The organism is Pantanalinema rosaneae CENA516 (assembly GCF_050753385.1).
Lineage (GTDB): Bacteria > Cyanobacteriota > Cyanobacteriia > Leptolyngbyales > Leptolyngbyaceae > Pantanalinema > Pantanalinema rosaneae.
In genome coordinates, this window is sequence record NZ_JBLZFZ010000012.1 from 39,451 (window position 1) to 62,338 (window position 22,888).

A 22,888-nucleotide genomic window follows, 5' to 3' on the forward strand; every position below is an offset into this window, starting at 1 on the left:
TTGCTACCTTACACCATAGTCGCACCGGGCTGAGTAATTGTTTCCGGGAACCTTATGTTATTAGTTGAATATCTTAGTAGGGGATGTCATCCCCCTAAATCGGGATTCTTTACAGGAAATATTCCAACTTTGGAATGACATTTTCCCTTAAGGTGGAGTAGGCTGGAATATCCATCTTTGGAGATGGAGAAAATATCAGGGGTAGTAGATACACTTAGAGAATCCACCGTCTGCTGTTTGGATTCTGGAATCGATTAATCGAAAGCTGAAGCCGTAGCCGGAATGACGTTAAACGCCTGGAGCTTTTATGTCTAGTAGATTCCTCATCGCCATTGCCCTAACCTTGTGGAGTGCTGGAACCTTGCTTCTGCCAGGAAAGGTCAGCGCTACTACCCCCCTGAATAGCGCCACAGTAGAAGCTGTTCGTCAAATAGTTGAAGTCAACCTGAAAGATCAGGGGTTTCGTCGAGCTAAACCCAAGCAAGATACGCTGGTTCCCAAAGATGCGCTGAAAACGGGTCAGGCATCGATGGCAGAGTTACGATTTAACGATCGCTCCCTGGCTCGAATTGGGGAAAGAGCTTTATTTGAATTTCAGCCCGGAACCCGTGAGATCCAGTTAAATCGGGGTACGGTACTGCTGTTGATTCAGCCCAAACAAGGAACGACGAGAGTTCGGACTCCTAATGCCGCTGCTGGGATTCGAGGGTCAGCCTTGTTTGTGCGCTACATTCCGGCAAATCCTGAGACGGGTTTGGGACCCATGACGATCGTTGGGGCATTAACCAATAGCGATATTACAGTATCAAATCTGGATGATTCCCAAAAACATGTCCTGAAAGCTGGACAGTTAGCTGTTGTTCATAAAAATACGATTGGTCTATATACCTTTGATCTCAACAGTTTTTATGCAACCAGTCCCCTAGCGAAAGGGTTGGATCTGGATCAGCCTGCCGGGTCTAAATCTAATTTGGATCCGACGATCGCTGATGTCCGCGAAGAAACCCTTGATGCCCTTAAAACTTTACCTGTAGGTCATACACCCAACAACTCGCAACAACTTGCGGCTAATCCAGCCTGGATGTTGATGTCACCTCCGACGGCACAGGCTCCTCAATCCACAGAGACCGCTGGTAATAGTTCCAATCCCTTGCCCACTCCCTTCGGTCGTGCATTCTCAGGGATCGCCTCAATGAATACTGCGGCGGAAATGCTTGGAAGGTTGGGGGAACAAGTGGGGAGACCTGGGGCAGAAGCTACTGGCTCATTGCCACCCGGTGGGAGTACTGTGGTTCTGACACCTCCAAGCCCGGGCAGTGTCGTGAACACTCCAACACCCATTCTCCCAACACCAACTGGTTCAGCAGCGGCACCTACTCCTCAGGACATTCCTCGTCCTACCCCTAACCAACCACCAATTCCTTCACCCATTGCTCCTCAACCGCCAGTTCAGACCCCACCTATCAATAATCCTGCACCAACTCCCATAACCCCACCTCCAGCCGCCGCTCCTACGGTGCCAACTTCTCCAGTCACACCTCCAGTCGGTGCGAATCCCCCTGTAGCCCCACCAGCCGCAGGGCAACCCCCGATCGTAACTCCCCCGCCAGTTGTAACTCCGCCAGCCGCACCGCCCGTCGTGGTGAATCCGCCCGTCACTACGCCTGTTGAGCCTCCTACGGTGCCAGCGCCAGTCCCTCGTCCAACTCCGGTGACACCAGCGACTCCAGCCATTCCTAATCCAGGAGCGGGTCCAGCGACTCCAGCCGTTCCAGCGAGTCCAGCCGTTAACGCTAATGTGACTGTTAGTTTACCAACCGTGGATTTGTCTCCGGTGCAGCCGACAACTCCAGTGACTCCAACCACGCCATAGGAGATAGGGTTGCTGCAAAGCATTGATGCGTTAGAGGTGGGTTTTGTTTAGCCCCCTTGGATGATGTCAAATGCGCGGCTAACCTGCCTGGGCAAGCTGCCAATTCATTAAATTCACGATCCTAAATCCTGTAAACCTCTGGAACTACGGTTGATTTCAGGTAGAGAGGATGTTTGGGCTGTCGTTTTTGGGTGACACCCAGGCAGTAGAGCGGCTGCTGATCGCCCAATAAGGCTAAAACATCGCGATCGCGCTGGAGTAAATCGCCCCAATTGCCCCAGGCTAACAGGATGCGATCGACGCGTTCGGGGAGGGTTGCCAGGTAGCGATCGTTGTTTGTGCCTACCGGATCGGTTACCTGCCGAAGATTGCCCGGACTGGCGGTGCGATAGGCAAACAGGTTGACCACTTCCAAGCCTCCGTAACCCCAGGTTTGGGCAAAGCCCAGGCACCGCCGAATGGTCGGATCATTGACTACGGCATCAGCGCGACTGGGATTGAGCATGATGAAGCCAATCCGAGGTTTTTGCTCATCCCACGATCGCCAGAGAGAGTAGCGATAATCACCTTCGATCACTGCTCCAGTTTTGATTGTGACCAGCCGAGAATGAAGGAAATCAAGCGGCATGTTTAAAGAAGTGACCAATTAAATACAATGAGCCACACAGGACGGTCAAATAGTCTGGTTCGGGCGAATTGGCTCGCTGTTTTAGCGCTGCATCTAATCCACTAAAGACATCTGCATAGACCTGACAATGGGCTAACTCCGGACAAATTTCGGTGGCTAACCCTGCCAATGTGGTTGGATCGGCTGAACTATGATCTGGCACAGGAACGAGATAGAGCGCGTCTCCAGGACGGAGTAATGCCTTGAAAATATCGGCATGATCTTTGGTGGAGAGTATGCCCATGATCCATTGGAGTTTGAGTGGGGATGAGAGGGATGAGGACAGTAATTGATCGACATATTGCCGCAACACTTCAGCACTGGCGGGATTATGGGCACCATCGATCAGAATCCGGTGTCCTTGCCAGGTGAACCATTGCAAGCGACCTGCCCATCGGGTATTTGCCATACCTTTGACGATCGCATCGGTGGAAATTTGCCATCCTTGGGCTTGCAAGATCTGCACTGCTGCGATCGCCATTGCCGAGTTGCTTAACTGGATCGCGCCATGGAGCGGTAAGGGATATTGAATGCCCCGGTAGTCTGCCCAGCGAGTGTTCTGGTGTTCTATCTCGATCGCGGGGTCTACCCAAACTGCTGGACAGCCTAATTCGGTAATTCGTTGAGTAACGACGGCTTGGGCTTCGGGAGGCAATTGTCCAATCACTGCCGGACACGCGGGTTTGAGAATGCCCGCTTTTTCTCCGGCAATTTGTCCTAAGGTGGAACCCAATCGTTGCCAATGTTCTCGACTGATTGAGGTAATAATGCTGACTAAGGGACGATCGCAGACGTTGGTGGCATCTAAGCGTCCGCCTAAGCCAACCTCCATGACGGCAATATCGACCTGCTGTTGGGCGAAATAAACCCAGGCGGCGGCGGTGATCACTTCAAACTGGGTGGGCGTTGGAGCGGTGGGTTGAATCGCGGCAATCACTTGCTGCAAACACTGTTCTAATTCCTGGGATGAGATGGGTTGGTCGTTGAAACAAATCCGTTCGTTCCAATCGACTAAATGGGGTGAGGTGTAGCGTCCGACCCGATAGCCTGCTGCCGTCAACACAGCCGACAGATAAGCACAGACGGAGCCTTTACCATTACTGCCTGCGACATGAATAATTGGCACTTGCTGATGGGGATTGCCCAGGTTGGCCAGTAATCGATAGCTACTGTCTAAACCGAGCTTGACCCCAAAGAGTTCAAATTGTTGCAGGAGTGTGGCGATCGTCACAGTCAGAATCCCCGGTGGGCTGGAAATTACCCCGTGATCTTATGCTGCTGGCTGGATCACCGTAAAGTGTTGGTGAGGGCTAAGAATCGCAAATTTATTAAGGTGTAATTTTGCGTAGGGGCGTGGCATTCGGTAGAAAATCCTTGCCATTACCCCAGAAATCTCTGCCGAATGCCGCGCCCGTACAGAGAAATGCGGAGTTATTTGATTCCCATTCCTAAGGATTCACGATCGCGCCCATGAACAGAATCGTTCCGGTTTGGTTGTCGCGAATCGCGCAGAAGAAGGGGCGATCGGCTTTAAAGGTAAAGGGGGTGTCATCGAGTTGAATGGAGGTGGTGCGAATACCGATCGAGGTGACGGCGGCGGCTTCCGTTCCTTCTTCATTCACTTCCACGAAGGTCTTATGTTTCACCTGATCAATTTGCATCGGGGTGTCACTTAGGTTGGAGAAATTGGCGCGTCTGCCGAATGCCTCTGCCATGCCCAAGTTGGATAAAGCTTGGTTGAGTTCAATGTCGTATTCCATTTTGAAACGAGGAATCTGCACCGTACCAGGACGGCTGCGAAATCGCTGGCTCCAGGTTTGCCAGTTTTCAGCAGTCAGAGTTTTATAGAACTGCGACAGGTTAGAGGTTTGCTTGGGGAGGAAAATTACCATACTCACCCGCCGATCGCCATAGGGTAAATTCACAGCTTGAAACTGATCGGTTTCGTAATAGCGATAGTCTCCCCGTTGGCTCATCATTGCCACAGTTTTTTGTTGACCATTACTTAACCGAAACGGTTGATTTGTCGTGAGTTGTTTATCGAATTGAGTTGTCCAATTACCTTTGAAATAAATTGCATTAATTAAAAACATTACATCATCGGGGTTGATGCGATCGATGATTTTGTCGATCTTATTACGGGTATGCTGTTTTACCCAGTTGTTAATTGTAGACACTGCCTTGGGGCTACGAAAGTCTAAATCCGTGACTTCTGCTTGATAAAACTGACGGTTCCGTTGGATAAAATCTGGTTTAAATGAGACTCCTTCCCTTGCCCATAACGAGTTAGCGATCGCTAATTGCACTTTCGGATCAGCACTTTCCAATAATGCTTTCAAACTGGCATTGGCTTGGTTTAAATCATTCAAACTCATGCCTTGAATTTGTAAGGCTTTCGCCATTGCTTGCTGAGTGCTACCGTTGGCTCCGTTGTACGCCATGCTCAGGGCGATCGCAATGCTAGAGGGTGAGACAAACACATTTTTATTGCTTTCCTGCTTAAGCACTTCGGCAAACAATTTCATGCCAAACCGAGTATTTGCCTCGATTAGTTGGGGATTTACTGTCTTAGGTGTTTGTGCCACACGACGCTCCTGCCCTGAAATGGGTTTAGACTGACTGGGACGGGGACTCGCGATCGCAGGTGAACCATCGCTTGTTCGTAAGCATCCTAATAACCCCAACAATACTAAACTGCTAGCCGTGATGGCTCCAATGATCCGGAACTGCCGCACACCCATGACTGTACTCCTGATTGAACTGGAATGGGATTTCTGTCTCTACACACCCAAGATGTCATACTCAGGATGACGGCAAGGCGATCGTTACAGTTTCTGCAACTTATGAAATTATTTAGTTCCCCTATCCTGAAGTTATTACTGCCTAGCTTGATTGTTTTTTTGTTATTACGGTGGGGATTTTGGTTGGCGGTTTTTCCCAATCCCGATGAAGCCTACTATTGGTTATGGGGGCAACATCCCGCCCTATCCTATTATGATCACCCACCCTTCCAAGCCTGGGTACAAGGGTTATTTACGGCGATCTTTGGGCGATCGACCTTTACTTTAAGACTGCCCAATCTGATTACGAACTGTATTTTTTTCTATGTTTACTATCAAATTGCTCGTTATTTGTATGGGAAACAGGAACAAAATGCCTTTTGGATCATGGTCGCCTGTATTGTGGCATCCCCTTTATATTTTTTATTTTTAGCCTTAGCTTGGCATGATCATTTATTGATTACATTTTCGCTCCTATCTGCCTACTGGCTGATTCAGTTTCTCGATCGCTATTTAATCAATCCGGCTGCTTCTAGCTGGCGATTATATGCGGCGGCGATCGCCTTAGGATTAGCGGGATTATCTAAATATAATGCCGCCTTTATGGCACTAGGATTTCTAGCCACGATCGTTGTTGATCCACGCTTACGCCCTTTGCTGCGCGATCGACGTTTGTATATTGCTACTGCGATCGGGCTAAGTTGCTTATTACCAATTTTGTTATGGAACCTATCGAATGATTGGCAATCAGTGCATTACTATTTCAACCGTAGTGTAAATCCGGTCAGTGGACTCAGCCTAAAATTCTCTCCCTTCTTTAACTTTGTGCTGTTCTCATTCCTGCTTGTGTCTCCGTTTAATTGGATGGTGTTTTGGCGATCGCTGAAACAATCTCCCGCCCTGCTATCCCATTCCATTTACGCCAAAGTTGCTGTTTGGACGTTCATCATTCCCACTGTAATTCTCACGATCATTTCCCTCCTTTCCGCCGCATTATATTACTGGAATATTACCGCTTACCTATTACTCTTTCCCCTCATTCCCGCTCTTTTCCTCCCCCCATCACCCTCATCCTCCTTATTTTCCTCATCTCCCCCTCTCCCCCCCTCTCAAACCAAATTCCTAATTGCCGGACAACTTTATGGACTGTTATTTGCTGGACTATTAGTAATTCACTACGGTCTACTGCCAATTTCAGCCTTAATTAGCCCCACAGAAGACCCGGACTCCCGCATGTTGTATGGCTGGAATACAGTGGCAACAGAAGTGAGGAAACAAACTCCTGAATTAGGTGAGCAACCCCTATTGCTGACCACTGATTATCGATCGGCTTCTGCCCTTGCCTATGAATTAAATGAGCCGAATGTGCTTGCCATTTCCGATCGCATTGATCAGTTCGACTTCTGGTTTCAACCCGACCAACATACTGGCAAGAATGCCTTAATTTTGTCCGATGATTGGCATCCAATGCAGCCAGAGTTATTAGCCCAATTTGAGCGAACTACTGCCCCCCAAACGATCGCAGTGAGACGGTTTGGGATTTGGATTAAACGCTATTACTTAAGGCAAGCCTTTGGATTTAAAGGCTAAGCTACACATTATTGCGACTGATATAGCCCCACTTATCTCCGATTTTTACTCGGGCTAATCCTTCCGCAAAGGAACCAGCATTATCAAACTTAGGCGCGATCGCTAAGTTACCGGATTGATCAATATAACCCCATTTATCGTTGATTTGGACGGCGGCTAGACCTTGAGAAAATTCGCCAGCATAGTTAAATTGGGGTTTGATCACCAGATCACCCGATGGATTGACGTAACCCCATTTACCATTTTGTTGAACCGCCGCTAATCCTTCCGAAAAATCATTGGCAAAACTAAATTGTAGGGGAATTGCGATCGCGCCCTGCCGATTGACATAGCCCCATTGTTGCCCAGTCCGGACACGAGCGAAGGATTCGGCAAACGGAAATGCTCCATCAAATTGAGGTTTAATCATCAGTTGGTTAGAACGGTTTAAATATCCCCATTTTTGACCCATCCGAACGGGAGCTAATCCCTGGGAAAACCTGGCAGCATCATCATACTTGGGAGCGATCGCCATTTGACCTTGAGGTGTGATATAGCCATATTTGCGATCGACTTTCACTGCTGCTAATCCCTGGGAAAATGGCATCGCCAAGGCAAATTTTGGTTGAATCACTAATTGTCCCGATTTATTGATGTAGCCATAGATTGTATTCACTTTTACTGCTGCTAATCCTTCTGAAAAGCGAGCAATACTGTCAAAATGAATCTGTTCTAATAACTGCCCCGTTGGAGTAATACAGGAATAAATACTGCCTAACTGCACGATCGCTAATCCTTCCGAAAAGGCTGCCATTGCAGTAAATTCGTGTTCTGGGGTGATTACCACCTTACCGGTTGAATTAATGTAGCGATAGGTATTATTAATGCTGACTAAAGCTAATCCTTCCGAGAAGTCGGAGGCACTATCAAACTGGGGACTGATGCCTTGAGCTTGTTTCTGTGCGGGTGGTTGTTGGGCTATTTCAGAATTGCGATCGTCTGGCTCAGATTGTACCGATGAAAACTGAATGGTATTTGGATCAATGTTTCCAGCAAGACTGCAAGCGGCGAGTCCCAATAAACAGCCGCCGATCAGCAAATAATTAGTTTTCACAATTCTGTTATGCCATAAATGCCTCTTTTCCTAATCTGGCTGATCCCCTCTATAGAAATTGGACAATTCCGTAAAACTTCATAGAGCTTGACAAGCCTTAATGATTAACCAATGCACTATCTAACCTATGGTAGAGGGCTAGAGTGGAACTTGTGGAAGTTTGGACACTAACTCAACGAATGGGTCACCGTAGCCTCAAATTACTGGTGATGACCGAGTAAGCGATCGCGCAAATGTTTGATGCGATCGCGGTACTTAGCGGCTTCCTCAAACTCTAATTTCTTGGCGGCTTCCTTCATTTGGGCTTCCAGTTGAGTAATCAATTCTGGAATCTCGGTTAATGACAAATCATCGGCTTGTTCATAGACTTGATCCAGTTCTTGAGCATTCAAGCGCCGTGACACTTCGAGAAATGCCAGAATCGCGTTATTGGATTTTTTGATGATGGGTTTGGGCGTAATCCCATGTTTCTCGTTGTACGCCATTTGGATTTCCCGCCGTCGCTCCGTAGCATCGATCGCCTTTGCCATACTATCGGTCATGTTATCGGCATAGAGAATTGCCTGCCCCTGAACGTGACGGGCGGCTCGACCAATGGTTTGAATCAGCGATCGGGCGGCTCGTAAAAACCCTTCTTTATCGGCATCCAGAATTGCTACCAGTGAGACTTCCGGTAAGTCCAAACCTTCCCGCAATAAGTTAACGCCAATCAACACATCAAATGTGCCTTCGCGCAGATCTTGAAGAATTTCAATCCGTTCGATCGAGTTAATTTCTGAGTGGAGATAGCGGACTCGGACGGCTCGTTCTTGAAAGTATTCGGTTAGGTCTTCTGCCATCCGTTTGGTCAGGGTCGTGACTAAGGTGCGTTCCTGCCGTCTAGCGCGTTCCTGAATTTCGTGTAATAGATCATCGACTTGCCCAGTCGTCGGACGCACAAAAATTTCGGGATCAAGCACTCCCGTCGGTCGAATCACTTGTTCAACAATGTGGTCTTGAGAGATTTCTACCTCCCAATCCCCAGGAGTTGCCGAGACAAAAATACATTGGCTGACCTTTTGCCAAAATTCCTCGGACTTTAACGGGCGATTATCGGCAGCACTGGGTAAGCGAAAGCCATGCTCAATCAAGACCTTTTTGCGAGCCTGGTCGCCGTTATACATACCGCGTAATTGCGGCACAGTCACATGGGATTCATCAATTACCAATAACCAATCTTTAGGGAAATAATCGATCAAACATTCGGGTGGATCTCCGGCTCCCCGTCCGGCTAAATGGCGGGAGTAGTTTTCCACACCATTGCAAAAGCCCACTTCTCGCAATACTTCCAGATCGTAGCGAGTCCGCTGTTCGAGCCGTTGGGCTTCTAGCAACTTGCCCTGACCTTCCAGTTCAGCCAATCGTTGTTTCAGTTCCTCCGCGATCGCATCACACGCCGCATCCAGGCGATCCTCTGGGGTGACAAAGTGACGGGCGGGATAGATATTGACGGCTTCTAAACTCTGTAGAGTCGCTCCAGTCACCGGATCGACATAGCGAATCGCATCAATTTCATCGCCAAAAAATTCCACCCGGATAATCCGATCTTCATAAGCGGGGCCAATTTCCAGCACATCCCCTTTGACTCGGAACCGTCCCCGTCCCAAGTCCAGATCATTGCGGGTATATTGCACCGACACCAGATCACGAATAATTTGGCGGGGATCAAGCTCAACCCCAACCCGTAAGGGAATTGAGGCTTTCAAATACTCCGAGGGAATTCCTAAGCCGTAAATACAACTAATCGAAGCCACAACAATTACATCCCGCCGCTCAAACAACGATCGCGTGGCAGAGTGCCGCAGCATGTCGATTTCATCGTTGATTGAGGCAGTTTTCTCAATATAAGTGTCGGTAACGGGAATGTAGGCTTCTGGCTGATAATAATCGTAATAACTGATGAAATACTCAACGGCATTATTGGGAAAAAATTCCCGTAGCTCATTACAAAGCTGTGCCGCCAGCGTTTTGTTGTGGGCTAACACCAGAGCGGGTTTACCAATCTGTTCAATTACCCGCGCGACAGTATGGGTTTTTCCGGTTCCTGTAGCTCCTAATAGGGTCTGGAAGCGAGTGCCAGCATTGACGGACTGAATCAGTTGTTTGATCGCCTGGGGCTGATCGCCGGTTGGTTCAAACGGAGCTTGAATCTGAAACTGTGCCATATCCCTGCCTCAACGATCGTGCCCTGAGAGAAAAAGTCACACTGACCTTCTCTATAATGACGAATTTAGAAGCAGACGTGGAGTTCCCCTATAACGCTTAGGTGTGCCCATGTAATACATACAGCTTGCCCCAAGATCAAATCTTTTATGGGAATACGACTTATGCTGAGGATAGATCTTAGTAGCAATGAGTATGACCATTGAAGTCACCCTCAAATTATCAGAACATCTGATCGAGCAGGCACGACACCTGGGAGTGGCAACCCAACGTGATCTGGGAACCGTACTAACCGATGTTCTAGAAATGCTTTGGTTAACGGTTGATAGAGTACCTGTACTTGACGCATTGCCACCCACAACTGAGCTACCGGACAGTGACGTGTTGATGCTGGCAGATGCCAAGATGGATGATGTACAGAATCAACGCTTAGGCGATCTGCAAGCCAAGGGAAAAGCAAGCGGCTTGACCAGCGCTGAACGGTATGAGCTTTTGGCATTACTTCAGATTTATCAGGTGGGACAACTGCGTAAATCCGAAGCACTAGCTGAGGCTGTCCGGCGAGGCTTACGTGAATCGCTGATGCCATGACCATTTCCAATGAAATCCGAGAGTACGTCCGGCAACGGGCAGGCGATCGCTGCGAGTATTGTTTGAGCCAACAAGAATACGTGATGGGGCGATTGCAGATTGACCACATCCAACCCGTTTCTAAGGGCGGGATTGATGCCGAAGATAATCTCTGCCTTGCCTGTGAGTTGTGCAACCAATATAAGTGGACTCAAACAGAATCGCGTGATCCCGAAACGGGTGAAGCACATGCCCTATTTAATCCACGTCAACAGCGGTGGACAGAGCATTTTTCTTGGAGTACAGAGGGCACAGAAATTCTTGGTCAAACTCCCTGTGGTCGGGCAACAGTTGAAGCACTCAGATTAAATAATTCATTAGCGATCCTGGTTCGGCGTAATTGGGTTCGAGCTGGTTGGCATCCCCCAATAATAGAGGGGACAACATCGTGAAGGCTGATTCGGCTCAGGAATATTAGGAGATTTGGGCTTCAGTATCCTGGTTTTGAAAAACTTTGCGAATTATCCATTGCATCGCGTTTGGTAGTAGGCGATGGGAGGCGATCGACAAGTTAGCCGATCCAACAATCACTTGTTTGCGTTGATGTTCCACAACTTGCCAAATAGCTTTAGCAACATCTTCGGGTTTTTCTACCAACGGTACTTGGAGCACTTGTTCAACTTGTTGCCGACGGGCTTGGGTATCGGATGGATCTTTGCCGCGAAAAATAGCGCGTTCTAAAAAGTTGGTTTTAATGATGTTGGGGTAAACTCCGCCGACATGAATCCCTTTCACCGATAACTCGGAATGTAAAGCTTCCGTTAGTCCAGTCACCGCAAATTTGCTTGTGCTATAAGGCGCTAAATACGGTAATGGCACTTTACCCCCGATCTAACTAACATTAACGATCGTGCCCTTTCCTCGACTTAAAAAATGAGGTAATACCGCATGAATAGTATGAATATAACCCCAAATATTTGTATCGATCGCTTGATGCCAATCGTCTAATGAAAACTCTTCAACGGCTCCAGAAATATAAATACCCGCGTTATTCACTAATATATCAATCTGCCCCATTTGCGCGATCGCCGTGGTGATTAATGACTCCACTTGTTCGGCATCTCGAACATCGGTGGGAATAGCTAATACTTGGCGTTGCTGCTGCGATCGAATTTCGTCGGCAATTGCTTCTAAGCGATCGATCTGTCGGGCTGCCAAAATCAGATCGTAGCCCTGTTGGGCAAATAACAATGCGGTGGCTTTACCAATTCCTTGGGATGCGCCAGTAATCAAAACCGTGGGAGCCATAACAGAATTACGTGAAAGGGTTTGCCTTCCAGTGTGCTAACTTGCCTCCCTTCTGCCGTCTAACCTACGTTGGATTTTGGTTGATCTTGTCTTGTAATTATTTTCCAAACAAATTTAGCTGCGTTTTATTCATCCCCAAAATAATCAAAATCAATCTTCTTGATTTGATATTCTGAAACGATCGAAACTCCCAAATTAAAGTCAATCATATATTGTGCAAGTTGTTCTCCATCAATCAATACAATCTTTGTATCGTTTTTAGGAGTATAACTTTTGGCTTGTTCAGAAAATTTTGATGTGGTAATAAATATACCTTTACTTGCCCCTTTTCCCGCTAAAGCACCGACAAATTGCTGGATTTCTGGACGACCAACTGTATTATTCCATCGCTTTGCCTGGACATAAATAACGTCTAACCCTAATTTATCTTCTTTAATAATGCCATCAATTCCTTCATCGCCTGTTTTACCGATCGCTTCTCCAGCATCTTTAATTGAGCCGCCATAGCCCATCTTCACTAAAAGCTCTACGACTAATTGCTCGAAGAAACTGGGTGAACAACTTTTGACTTTAAGTAGTAGATCCTGTGCCAAAGCTTGTTTAATTTTCTGATAAGCATATTCTAAAATCTCCTCTGGTGTATCTTGGCTAACTGGTTTATCTTCTTCGAGAATCGGAGCTTTTTCACTATCACCCGTGTCACCAATAAATTCTAAATATTCAGGGAATTGTTTAAGAAATCTCATATTGATGATGGAAGGAGCCTTGCTTAGAACCTCAATTCCTCGTGGTGTAATTCGGAAGATAGATCGTCGTGGTGATTCTAGTAAACCTGCTCGATTGAGATGTGACTTAGCCCAGCCGACTCGGTTACTAAATATTGGTTGTTTGCCACTGGGGAGAAGTTCTTTTTTCTCATCCTCTGTTAGCCCAAAGTAGCTGGCTAAATAGTCGATCGATTCCCTGGAGGAATGCTCCTGCCCATCACTAGCAAACTGTATCAAGGGCAACATGATGCTTTGAAAATCTGGAATCGTCATACTTTTGTATATAAGAGTCCCTGGTGATTTACATTAATGTTTTTTTGATTAGGTACAAATAATATCTGGTGAGAGAGTTTTTGGGGCTGATTAAATAGGTCAGTAAGTGATTTGCATAATTTCACGGAGAGTGGCTTATAAATTCTTATCAGCCCTCAGATTCACTCATCAGGATGTCTCTATGTCTACCAGGTTCGCTACTGTGTTCTCTCTCGGCATCATAATTTTCGGCTGTTTAGCCGTCGATCGTCCCGTCGCTGCCCAACCTCCCCCTTTAGCCTCCCCTAACCTGTCCGCACCCATTTCCCCAGTCGAACTGCCCCAGCAGAATGATAGTCCCCCGGAAACGTCTGACCGAGAACGATTGCCCCGGCGACGGGCGGATGGTGGTAGCCGCTAGTGACCGTTAGCTGAGGGTCTGGTAAATTGCCCAAATCGCTGTCGCTCGCAAATAATGACAGGCGCGAAACGTCCCGGCAGGGGTAATTGCTTCCGGGGTGCGGAACTGCAACCCCCGATCGTAGATTTGGCGCACAACAGCTTCAGTAATTTGCATCGCCTCATCCCGCTTGCCCATTTGCACCAAAAACGCGGCTAACCCGAAATTAATCCCCGTCCAAACTTCCAACGGATGAGTGGCATTGGGATTTTCCGGACTGCCGTCGGGACGGACACCATTCGCTGCGCCGATCGGCAGGTGGAGCGATCGCGAGGATGGGGCAGATGGGGAGGATGGGGCAGATGAGGTGGTGGCTTCGGCGGCTCGGGCTTCCTGAACCGAGGTAAAGGTTTGGGTAGTGAGGGTGCCGGATGCCAGATATTGGTTGAATTTAACGAAACAACTGTCGTAGATTGTATCCAAGGCGGTGTGGGCACAGTCTAGCGGTACGACATCCGGTAGCCCAAGCAATCGGGCATAAAACTGACCACACAGTTGATCCGCCATCACCACATCAGAACCACTGCCACTATCCAAACGATAGTATTGTCCGTTCCACAGCGCGTCCTGGTAAATCGATCGCGATTGTCCTAACCACTCCTGGAACTGGATGACTTCCGGTTGGGCTAAAATCTGCCCGATCGCGATCGCGGCTTCCAGGGCCGCAATCCACAATCCACCGCAATACGCACTGATGCCCTGTAACCGCCAATCATCAAAGGTTTGATCCGGTGCGCCCGAGTTTTCTGGAATGCCATCCCCATCTAAATCAAAGGTTTTCAGATAGGTGAGGGTTTGGACGATCGCCGCCCAACAATCCTGCAAAAATTCCGTATCCTGACTGCCCGTAAACTGATAGTCGCGATAGACTTGCAGGACGAAATCACAGGGCAAATCTTTCCACAAATTACAGTCCTGATAACTGGTGTAATTTGTCTTCTCCCAGACATGCTCATTGGGTGCGCCTAAGTCATGGGGAGTCGCGCCAGCCGCCTTGCGTACCGCTAACGGACTCTCGGCTCCGATCGTGTAGTAATACCCAATGATCCGAGTGCGATCGTCACTGGCGGGAATCGCTCTGGCAAACGATCGTATCACCGCCTTTTCCAATTCCGGGAACAACAGTAATACCGCAAAGGATGCATATAACCTGACATCTAAACTTTCATACCAGCGATAGTCAATACATTCCAATACAGCAAACTGTCCCACGGGATCACGTTCATCGGCAGCACTCCATAAGGTACCGCCATCCGTCAGGTTATACAGTTCATTCAACAACGCCATTTTGAACCAGTCCGGCAGATCGGCGCGATCGAGAATCGGTTGCTGCCAGGATTGGATCTTGTCTCGCCAGGTATCGTAATGTTTCAACGCGGTGCGGGCGATCGTCCAGGCATTCTGCCCACTGCGACCAAAGAAGTCGGTATAGCGCTTAAAGTAGGTGATATCTTGAGCAAACTCCATCACTGGAAAATCCCAGGTGAGGACAAAGGGAATCCGGCGGGTTTGTCCCGGTCTGAGGGTGATCCGAACAGCGATCGCCCCGGCAATTTGTTCACCATCACCTGCCGGAGTTTCATCATCCATATCGGGTAACGAGCCATCCTGCGCAAACGATTGCCAGAGATCACTCCCGTCTCCAAGTGGATTCCAGCGCGTATGGTAAAACACCTCATCTAGATTGGGATTCAACAACGTAGCGATCGACCACTGCCCATCCCCTTCTAACGGCAAAGCGGTAATCGCCTCAATCTCTTCCAGTTCGGAACGGTTGCCCATGACAATTCCCAGCCGCCGTTCATCCCCAATTAAGCGATTACTATTGCCCTGACTCTGCCCCCACTTGGATTGATAGTCATACACCGGACTGCCATCGTCCCGTACCTGTACCTCGGGCGACTTCACAGCATTGGTAAACCAACCCGCCGTATTCTGCCAGGTCAACATAATGCTGAGGGTAATCGGGCGATCGGTAGGATTGTGGGCAGTCCACTCAAACACCGCCACCGGATAACTCGTTTCCTGATAATTCTGAGCCACGATCGGCGAAAACTGTTCACAGCTTAACTGCGCCTGGAACACGTTTTCATACACGAACCAACTACGCGGATACAGCGCATAATATCTGCCAGTTTCCCCTGCCCCATCTCCCCTATCTTCCCTATCTTCCCTATCTTCCCTATCTTCCTTACCTCCCTGACCTTCCTCACTTCCCCGACTCGCCGGATACCACTGCCACTGGCTCAACCTCCCATCCTGGGGTGCTTCTGTACACAGAGCGTAGGCTTGGCTGCGATCGCCTGCTTGTTCAAACACACTAAATTGACAGGCAGGAATGGTCTGAAACAGATGTTCGCCGCCGTCAATATGCCATAAATTAAAGTCGCCCCGAGGAGAACGCCCAATGCAGCCTGCCCCAAAGCCACCCAGGGGCATCCCATGCCAGGGCCCATCGTCTAGATTACTGGCATAGCGGACGGTATAGGGATTGTCCCAGCCTAATCCGATCGGGCGGCTCCAGGCACAGGTCGGGATGTGGAGTGAAGGTGGTTGTTTCTGCATTCCCTGATTTTAGGGGCGATCGCAACCGAAATCCTAACTAGTGGTCAGTCAGCCCTAGTTTGACGGGTAGGCAAAATTGAGGTGATTGGAGTTAAAGTTTGGTCTTCGACCCATCAAAATTGTCCTGACGGAACCCTAGTGGCTATACCGTCCCCAGCGGAGAAAGGTTGTCACCAGATAGATCACAATCATAGAACCGATGATAGAAGGGATAATGGGTACGCCGGAAATGTTGAAATGCAGCCAGGGCAAATCGAAGTTGAATGTGCGTTGCAGTAATTGATACGCCCATTCTCCTACCCAAACCCCCACTAACCCGGTGACAATTAAGCCGAAAAACCGACCTGGAATCCGACGTGGAATCAAAATATTGCCTAACGTGGCACAAACGATCGCCACAAATAACTGAATGGCAATGTGAGCGAGATCCATGATCTATTCGTCCCCCAAAGCTGCATGAATTGATGAGTAAACCTGTACAGATCGCCAGTAGCTGCACCCAATCTTAGGTTTAATCAGATAAAATTCCGTCCAACCAACTAGAGTGTCTGCATCTGGTTGATCTTAGGCAGACATTCTCGTTCACAGGTGAATATCTATACTTTAACAACGAAATTGCCGACTGTCCGGAGAATAGTCAGGGAAGGGTAATTATTGATACTGCTCCAGTACCCGATCGATGAGTTGTTGCCAGGTGTCATTGGGGAGCCAAATTTGTTGTAGATCAGTCTGTGCCTGCTCCGGCTTGATTCCTTCACACACGATTCGGTAAAGATACATCAATGCGGACACGCGCATGTTGGCAATGCAATGGACAAAAATTTTTTGCCCTTGATTGGCTTGCATGACCGCAAAAAACGTTTGCACATCGGTCAATAGCGGCTGATCCCACACCACCGGGATGGCAACGTACTTTAACCCCAACTGCGTCACCAGACCGGCTTCATTCGGTAAGGCTTGCTTTGCTGTTGGCATGGCTAAGTTAATGATTACCTGATAGCCAGCCGCTTGAATGTCTGCTAACTGCTCGGCGGTGGGTTGCCCAGCCGTCCCGATCGTCTCTGAGAGTTGCAGAAAGTTGTAAATTTCCTCGACTGCCATTAGCGTCCGAGTTCCTGCGATCGTAAGTAGGCGGCTCGCACCGCTTCAATCAACGCCGATCGCAATCCTGCTTTCTCCAGTTGGGCAATGCCAGCGATCGTCGTGCCCCCCGGACTGGTGACTTGATCCTTTAACTGTCCCGGATGTAGTCCTGTCTCCTGAATTAATTGGGCAGTCCCCTTCACGGTTTGGATCGCTAACTGCATCGCGATCGCTCGGGGTAAACCAGCCGCTACTCCACCATCGGCTAACGCTTCCACCACTAAGGCGATATAACCAGGGCCCGATCCCGATAAGCCTGTGACTGCATCCATTTGAGACTCTGTCACCTGTACCACTTCTCCCACAGCCGCAAATAGATGTTGGGCTTGTTCAATCTGGGCGGGCTGGGTATGTTGCCCTGGGGCGATCGCGGTTACGCCTGCGCCAACGGTAGCGGGGGTATTGGGCATGGCGCGGACGATCGATTGACCGGGAAATGCGGCTTCTAACTTGGCTAAAGGGATACCTGCCAGAATCGAAATGACTAACGCAGGCTGGGACTGAGCAGAATCCGCTTGTAGACGATCGATCACCGTTTGAAACATCTGGGGTTTAATCGCTAACAACAATACCTCTGAAGCTGCGGCCAACCGATTATCATCGGTGACTTGAATCTGATAGGTCGTAGCCAAAAACTGACGACGGGCGGCGAGGGGTTCACTCACCAGGATGTCCTCAGGGGCATAGATATTTTGAGCAATTAAGCGAGAGATCAATGCCTCTCCCATTACCCCACCCCCAATCATGCCCAGCTTTGCCATGAGTCACACCTGTTAACAATCATCTGCAATAGAAAAGCACCTGAAACAACTCTAGGGTTTACCATCAAGTTGACTTCAGATGCTTTTGATCACGTCCAAGATTTAGGCAGAACGCAATCTGTTCATGCCGATCGAGATAACTGCGATCGACTTATTGTGCCATCCGAATTGGCTCGGTACCCCAGGCAGGAGTTTGGGCGGTAGCACGAGGAACCCGGATTTGAGGTTGAGGGACTTCGTGAACGGTGCCCGATTGGGTGCTGACTTGCACACAACTGGGGGTGAACAGGAAAATGCTTTCGCCAATGCGCTCTTGATGACCATCGATCGCATAGGTTCCACCCGCCACAAAATCCACTGCTCGTTGAGCTTGATCCGGATCCATAATCGTCAGGTTTAAAACAACTGACTTCCGTTCGCGCAGAGCCTGGATTACCTGGGGCATTTCTTCAAAGGAACGGGGTTCCATTACTACCACTTCGGAAATGCCATTCACGGCACCGGGCATCCCAATCACATTATTCATGCCTATACCACCACTACTGCTAGCTGGCGCACCCATGGTTGGAGCCGCGCCCATCCCCACATCGGCGGTCAGACCGGGGCGATCGCGTAACCGAGCCCGACGACTCCGAGGCTCTTCAGTTGGGGCAGCGGGAGGATGCTCTTGCTGGTAGAGATTCTGATAGTCATCCCCTTCCATTTCATCGTATTCGTAGTCGTATTCCATTGATTCGTTGAATCCTACGAAATCCCGTAATTTGCTGAAGATGTTACTCACTGTTTACGCTCCATCACGATCGGTATTGATTGACTGAAGAAAACATCGTAAGTGCTAGAAATGCAAATTCTGATTAACAAGTCCAGTCCTTACTTCCGAAACGAGAACTAATCCTTAAGCCTAATAAGCAAACGTAAAAGCTCAACAAACGGCAAACTGATTAGATTTAGAGAATTTGGCTATTCACCTTGGGAGTCTTGCTCAGTTTTGCTGATTGCTCGGTTTTGCTGAATTGAGAGAACAGTATACATCTGAATTTTTGAATTGATCACTTTATTAAAGTTTTTTTGGTTAATTGATGGGGGAATTGGCTGAAAGGGCTGTCACTCAAGCAAAAATTAGTGACTAGCAGTGTTAGCTTACACTTAACATTTAGATAATCAACCTCAAATGAGAACGATTTAATTATTTCTCAAGGTTTGCCGTGAGAAGCCAGCGCTATTCTACACAATGCTGTCGAAGTTTACGATCGTGATTGGAATTAACCCCAAATCATTTCAATCATGTCCGATCGCCAAACAAAATTCGACCCAAGCGAATCATTGTAGCGCCTGATTGCACCGCTAACACATAATCTTCCGACATCCCTATTGAAAGTTCCTGGATGTCGAGACGGGGCAGTTTTTGCTGAGAAATTGTTTCAGCCAACTCCCGAGTTTGTTGAAATACGCTTTTTACTTCAGCATCACCTAGCCCTAGAGGGGGAATCGTCATCAGTCCTCGGATATTGAGGTGTTGACACTGATTCAGCGCCGGTAGATCCGCTAATAACTCCGCGATCGTCCAGCCAAATTTATTCGGGTCGGGCAAAATTTTTACCTGCAAACAAATTTGTGGAGCTGTCTCTAATGTCGCTGCAAGCTGATCTAACCGTTGCGCGAGTTTAAGGTTATCGACGGAATGAATCCACTGGAACATCCGCATGGCTTTGGCAGCTTTGTTGGCTTGCAAATGTCCAATCAAATGCCAGGTGACATCAGACCAATCAGTTAGTTGGGCTTGCTTAGCTTCGGCTTCCTGTACCCGACTTTCCCCAAAATCTCGAACTCCTGCCTCGTAGGCTTCTCGCATGGCAGCGATCGACACCTGCTTACTGACGGCAATTAACCGAACCTGGGGGGGGAGTGTTTGGCGAATTTGCCTGATGCGATCGGCGATCGTGCCATTCCTGGAAACGTCAGTCATGCTGCCACGCTGTGATCGCCATTATTGAAAGGTACGTTTATAAACTGCCTGAATCTGCTCATAGTCCTGGTTTGGACCAATCCGGCGCAACAACCGCATCCGGTTTTCCACCAAAATTCGGGCATCGGTACGAGTAATCGGTTCAAAAGACAGTCCATTGGGTCGAGTAGCTACCAGGAAGAAGAGGCGTTGCGCGTACAACGTGGTAAATAGTTCTCGCTCATCATCAATTAAGCACACTCTGAAGAGCAAGCCAAAATTGGGGTGGTTTAGATAATCCTCGTTGCTCATTCAGGCGGAGGCGAAATAGACGTTCACACAGGGTACACGCAAGATGTTACACGCTATTGCGTCCCACATTCACGCAAATTTAGGCTTTTCTGGAAGGAAATCCGCTTTGGTATCATCTGTAACTGCTTTTTATTCGTTATGTGTAGCGTTATATGGGTTTTTGTGCTATAGGGTCGTGGTGACTCGATCGCTGGGTCGTTGGTAACTAGAGGGTGCCGCCCCAGACGAAGCGAGCTACCCATAAACTCACCATGCTGCCTAAGGCTAACCAGTCGATCGCCCGCAACCGAAATTGATACCAGTCCACGCGGTGCTGATCCGGACTGGTAAACCCCCGGACTTTCATCGCACTGGCGATCTGTTCTGCCCGTAGCAACAGATTATTTAGCAACCGTTCTGCTACCATCAGCCAGATTTGGGCACTCTGTCGCAGCCCCAGTTTCTTCCAGTTAATCGCCCGTGTACTCACCGATCGCACCAGGTTTTGGAATTCCTCCAGAACCAGGGGAATAAAGCGCAGGGAGAGGGTGAGGGTGAGCGTAATCTCGGTAACGGGCAGCTTAAATCGCTGTAATGGTTCCATCCAATTTTCGATCGCCGCCGTGATTTCCTCCGGTGAGGTCGTCAATAAAAACAGATTGGTACTGTAGACCAGGGTAAATAACAGGGTACTGACTCGCACCGCCAGATCCAGCGATCGGCGCGTGATGGTTAACGGCCCTTGTTTGACCAATACATAACTGTAATTCGTGGGCGGGGGCAGGTCTGGAGCCTCAGTGAGGGGAGTGGCGGGTTGGGGCGGGTTGGGCTGTCCCCACCCAAAGGGGTTATACCAGGGCTTGGGGGTTGGGGCAGGGGGGATGGTGGGGGGCTGTTGGGCAAATGCCAGTTCATTCGCGGGTAATCGTGGCTGGTGTTGGGCATTTAAGCCATCCGGCAGAATCATCGTCAGACTGAAGATCAGCAGGCACAGGATCAACAGCCACCCCATTTGTTGTCGCCAGACCCGTAGGGGAATCAGGGCGGTGATCGTGAGCAGGATTAGTAGCCCCACCAGACCAATGCGCCAAAAGGGATTGGCTAAAAAGGGGGTCGCCAAAAAGGTCATCAACCATGCCAGTTTGACGCGGGGATCAAGCCGATGCATCCAGGTAATCGGTTGTTCTAAATAAAGTCCCAGTGGCAGGGAGCGCAATAAATCCATCTCAAACCTTCGTTGCCCGATTCACCCCACGTTCCATTTCGCGCATCTTCTTGCCCCGCCATAGCAAGCGAATGGGGGTGCCTTGAAAGCCCAGGGATTGGCGAAACTGCCGATCGATATAGCGACGATAGTTGTCGTTAAACAGATGGGGGTCATTGACAAACAGCGCGATCGTCGGGGGTTGGCTGCTGACCTGAGTGCCATAGTAGAGCCTGCCCTGCCGTCCGCCGCGAGTGGTAGGTGGAGTATGCCAGCGGACTGCATCCTCAATCACTTCATTGATCACAGAGGTTGTCACCCGGCGTTTATGCTGTTCCGCCGCAACGTTGACTAGATCGAGAATTTTTTCCACCCGTTGTCCGGTCTGGGCACTAATAAAGATCACATCTGCCCAATCAAAAAAGTGCAAGCGATCGCGCACCTGCCGTTCAAAGTCATAAATCGTATGGGAGTCTTTTTCGATCGCATCCCATTTGTTAACCACAATAATGCAGGCTCGCCCTTCATCGGCAATGCGTCCTGCCAACTTTTGATCCTGTTCCGTCACCCCATCCAGGGCATCAATCACCAGCAAAACCACATCGGCTCGGGCGATCGCCTTGAAGGCACGATTAATCCCAAAAAACTCAGGCCCATATTCCACCTGCTTCTTCTTGCGAATACCCGCCGTGTCCACCAGGCGATACGGTTGCCCGTTCCGTTCTACCAACATGTCGATCGCGTCACGGGTGGTTCCTGACACAGGACTGACGATCGCCCGATTCTCACCGACAAAGGCATTCAGCAAGCTGGACTTGCCCACATTCGGACGACCCGCGATCGCCACTTTAATTTCGGCAGTTTCCTCTAACTCATCGACGGGAGGCAGGTACTCGACTAAGCGATCGAGTAATTCCCCAGTGCCGCTGCCATGAATCCCCGAAACCGGATAGGGTTCCCCTACGCCTAACTCCCAAAATTCGGCAGCTTGGGTAATACCCTGTTCGACGGACTCACATTTATTTACCGCCAATAACACGGGCACCGATTGCTGGCGTAACCAACTGGCAATCTCTTCATCACCGCCCGTAATTCCGGCTTGCCCATCCACTACGAAGATCGCCGCGACGGATTCCGCCAAGGCGGCCATTGCCTGTTCGCGAATCAAGGGGAGAAATTCGGTGTCATCATCAAACACTAATCCACCCGTATCCACAACCAGGAATTCTCGATCGCGCCAGTAGGCGGGTTTATACGTGCGATCGCGAGTGACACCGGGTTGGTCATAGACGATCGCGTCCTGTACCTGCGCCAAACGGTTGACGATGGTAGATTTGCCCACATTGGGGCGACCGATAATAGCGACAATTGGCAAGGACATAAAAGCTCTATAAAACGTGAGTCGTCTCAATTCATT

General features: G+C 49.1%; 20 protein-coding genes and 1 pseudogene. 5 read left to right on the forward strand and 16 right to left on the reverse strand.

Annotated features, from left to right (window positions below; genetic code table 11):
• The first annotated feature begins 307 nt into the window (after positions 1-307).
• Entirely contained in the window at positions 308-1,873 is a 1,566-nt protein-coding gene (locus tag ACN4EK_RS09150) for a FecR domain-containing protein (protein WP_431657531.1), read from the forward strand.
• A 121-nt stretch (positions 1,874-1,994) separates the two neighbouring features.
• Here ACN4EK_RS09150 and ACN4EK_RS09155 read toward each other — a convergent pair whose 3' ends face one another.
• The 3 genes from ACN4EK_RS09155 to ACN4EK_RS09165 all read right to left on the reverse strand — a co-directional run bounded on the left by ACN4EK_RS09155 (position 1,995) and on the right by ACN4EK_RS09165 (position 5,281).
• The gene (locus ACN4EK_RS09155; RefSeq protein ID WP_431657532.1) at positions 1,995-2,501 is read right to left on the reverse strand and encodes a DUF1643 domain-containing protein; all 507 of its coding nucleotides are present in this window, start codon (positions 2,499-2,501) and stop codon (positions 1,995-1,997) included.
• Positions 2,491-3,771 (reverse strand): bifunctional folylpolyglutamate synthase/dihydrofolate synthase, encoded by a 1,281-nt coding sequence (locus ACN4EK_RS09160; RefSeq protein ID WP_431657533.1) that lies wholly within the window; start codon positions 3,769-3,771, stop codon positions 2,491-2,493. The genes ACN4EK_RS09155 and ACN4EK_RS09160 overlap by 11 nt, the downstream gene beginning before the upstream one ends.
• A gap of 217 nt (positions 3,772-3,988) precedes the next feature.
• Complete coding sequence (locus ACN4EK_RS09165) at positions 3,989-5,281, reverse strand: serpin family protein (protein ID WP_431657534.1); 1,293 nt, start codon at positions 5,279-5,281, stop codon at positions 3,989-3,991.
• Between the two features lie 24 nt (positions 5,282-5,305).
• On the opposite strand from ACN4EK_RS09165, the gene ACN4EK_RS09170 reads away from it, so the two are divergent.
• Positions 5,306-6,910: an ArnT family glycosyltransferase gene (locus ACN4EK_RS09170; protein ID WP_431657535.1), complete on the forward strand. Its 1,605-nt coding sequence runs from the start codon at positions 5,306-5,308 to the stop codon at positions 6,908-6,910.
• Position 6,911: 1 nt separating this feature from the next.
• Here ACN4EK_RS09170 and ACN4EK_RS09175 read toward each other — a convergent pair whose 3' ends face one another.
• Entirely contained in the window at positions 6,912-8,003 is a 1,092-nt protein-coding gene (locus tag ACN4EK_RS09175; protein ID WP_431657536.1) for a WG repeat-containing protein, read from the reverse strand.
• A 200-nt stretch (positions 8,004-8,203) separates the two neighbouring features.
• A complete protein-coding gene (gene uvrB / locus ACN4EK_RS09180) occupies positions 8,204-10,207 on the reverse strand; it encodes an excinuclease ABC subunit UvrB (RefSeq protein ID WP_431657537.1) in 2,004 nt (667 codons plus the stop codon).
• 187 nt (positions 10,208-10,394) lie between these two features.
• Here uvrB and ACN4EK_RS09185 point away from each other — a divergent pair, with 187 nt between their 5' ends.
• Both ACN4EK_RS09185 and ACN4EK_RS09190 read left to right on the forward strand, forming a co-directional pair.
• Positions 10,395-10,796 (forward strand): hypothetical protein, encoded by a 402-nt coding sequence (locus ACN4EK_RS09185; RefSeq protein ID WP_431657538.1) that lies wholly within the window; start codon positions 10,395-10,397, stop codon positions 10,794-10,796.
• Complete coding sequence (locus ACN4EK_RS09190) at positions 10,793-11,227, forward strand: HNH endonuclease (RefSeq protein ID WP_431657539.1); 435 nt, start codon at positions 10,793-10,795, stop codon at positions 11,225-11,227. Before ACN4EK_RS09185 ends, ACN4EK_RS09190 begins: the two co-directional genes overlap by 4 nt.
• Before the next feature lie 22 nt (positions 11,228-11,249).
• On the opposite strand, the pseudogene ACN4EK_RS09195 reads toward ACN4EK_RS09190, so the two are convergent.
• Together ACN4EK_RS09195 and ACN4EK_RS09200 are read right to left on the reverse strand one after the other, a co-directional pair.
• A pseudogene (locus ACN4EK_RS09195) lies at positions 11,250-12,083 on the reverse strand (SDR family NAD(P)-dependent oxidoreductase).
• 125 nt (positions 12,084-12,208) lie between these two features.
• Positions 12,209-13,123, reverse strand: a complete 915-nt coding sequence (locus ACN4EK_RS09200) for a restriction endonuclease (RefSeq protein WP_431657540.1) — start codon at positions 13,121-13,123, stop codon at positions 12,209-12,211.
• Between the two features lie 181 nt (positions 13,124-13,304).
• Here ACN4EK_RS09200 and ACN4EK_RS09205 point away from each other — a divergent pair, with 181 nt between their 5' ends.
• Positions 13,305-13,523 (forward strand): hypothetical protein, encoded by a 219-nt coding sequence (locus ACN4EK_RS09205; protein WP_431657541.1) that lies wholly within the window; start codon positions 13,305-13,307, stop codon positions 13,521-13,523.
• 6 nt (positions 13,524-13,529) lie between these two features.
• Here the strand turns inward: ACN4EK_RS09205 and ACN4EK_RS09210 are convergent, their stop codons facing one another.
• The 9 genes from ACN4EK_RS09210 to der all read right to left on the reverse strand — a co-directional run bounded on the left by ACN4EK_RS09210 (position 13,530) and on the right by der (position 22,852).
• Entirely contained in the window at positions 13,530-16,127 is a 2,598-nt protein-coding gene (locus tag ACN4EK_RS09210) for a GH116 family glycosyl hydrolase (RefSeq protein ID WP_431657542.1), read from the reverse strand.
• A gap of 135 nt (positions 16,128-16,262) precedes the next feature.
• Entirely contained in the window at positions 16,263-16,559 is a 297-nt protein-coding gene (locus ACN4EK_RS09215) for a hypothetical protein (protein ID WP_431657543.1), read from the reverse strand.
• Between the two features lie 219 nt (positions 16,560-16,778).
• Positions 16,779-17,228, reverse strand: coding sequence for a protein tyrosine phosphatase family protein (locus ACN4EK_RS09220; protein ID WP_431657544.1), 450 nt, complete (start codon positions 17,226-17,228; stop codon positions 16,779-16,781).
• Positions 17,228-18,031, reverse strand: coding sequence for a pyrroline-5-carboxylate reductase (proC, locus tag ACN4EK_RS09225; protein WP_431657545.1), 804 nt, complete (start codon positions 18,029-18,031; stop codon positions 17,228-17,230). Before proC ends, ACN4EK_RS09220 begins: the two co-directional genes overlap by 1 nt.
• A 151-nt stretch (positions 18,032-18,182) precedes the next feature.
• Positions 18,183-18,761: a cell division protein SepF gene (locus ACN4EK_RS09230; RefSeq protein WP_431657546.1), complete on the reverse strand. Its 579-nt coding sequence runs from the start codon at positions 18,759-18,761 to the stop codon at positions 18,183-18,185.
• A 552-nt stretch (positions 18,762-19,313) separates the two neighbouring features.
• A complete protein-coding gene (locus ACN4EK_RS09235) occupies positions 19,314-19,997 on the reverse strand; it encodes a YggS family pyridoxal phosphate-dependent enzyme (RefSeq protein WP_431657547.1) in 684 nt (227 codons plus the stop codon).
• Between the two features lie 21 nt (positions 19,998-20,018).
• Entirely contained in the window at positions 20,019-20,288 is a 270-nt protein-coding gene (pipX, locus tag ACN4EK_RS09240; RefSeq protein ID WP_431657548.1) for a transcriptional coactivator PipX, read from the reverse strand.
• A 205-nt stretch (positions 20,289-20,493) separates the two neighbouring features.
• Positions 20,494-21,492, reverse strand: coding sequence for an energy-coupling factor transporter transmembrane component T family protein (locus ACN4EK_RS09245; protein ID WP_431657549.1), 999 nt, complete (start codon positions 21,490-21,492; stop codon positions 20,494-20,496).
• 1 nt (position 21,493) lies between these two features.
• Positions 21,494-22,852, reverse strand: a complete 1,359-nt coding sequence (gene der, locus ACN4EK_RS09250; RefSeq protein ID WP_431657550.1) for a ribosome biogenesis GTPase Der — start codon at positions 22,850-22,852, stop codon at positions 21,494-21,496.
• Between the last annotated feature and the right edge of the window lie 36 nt (positions 22,853-22,888).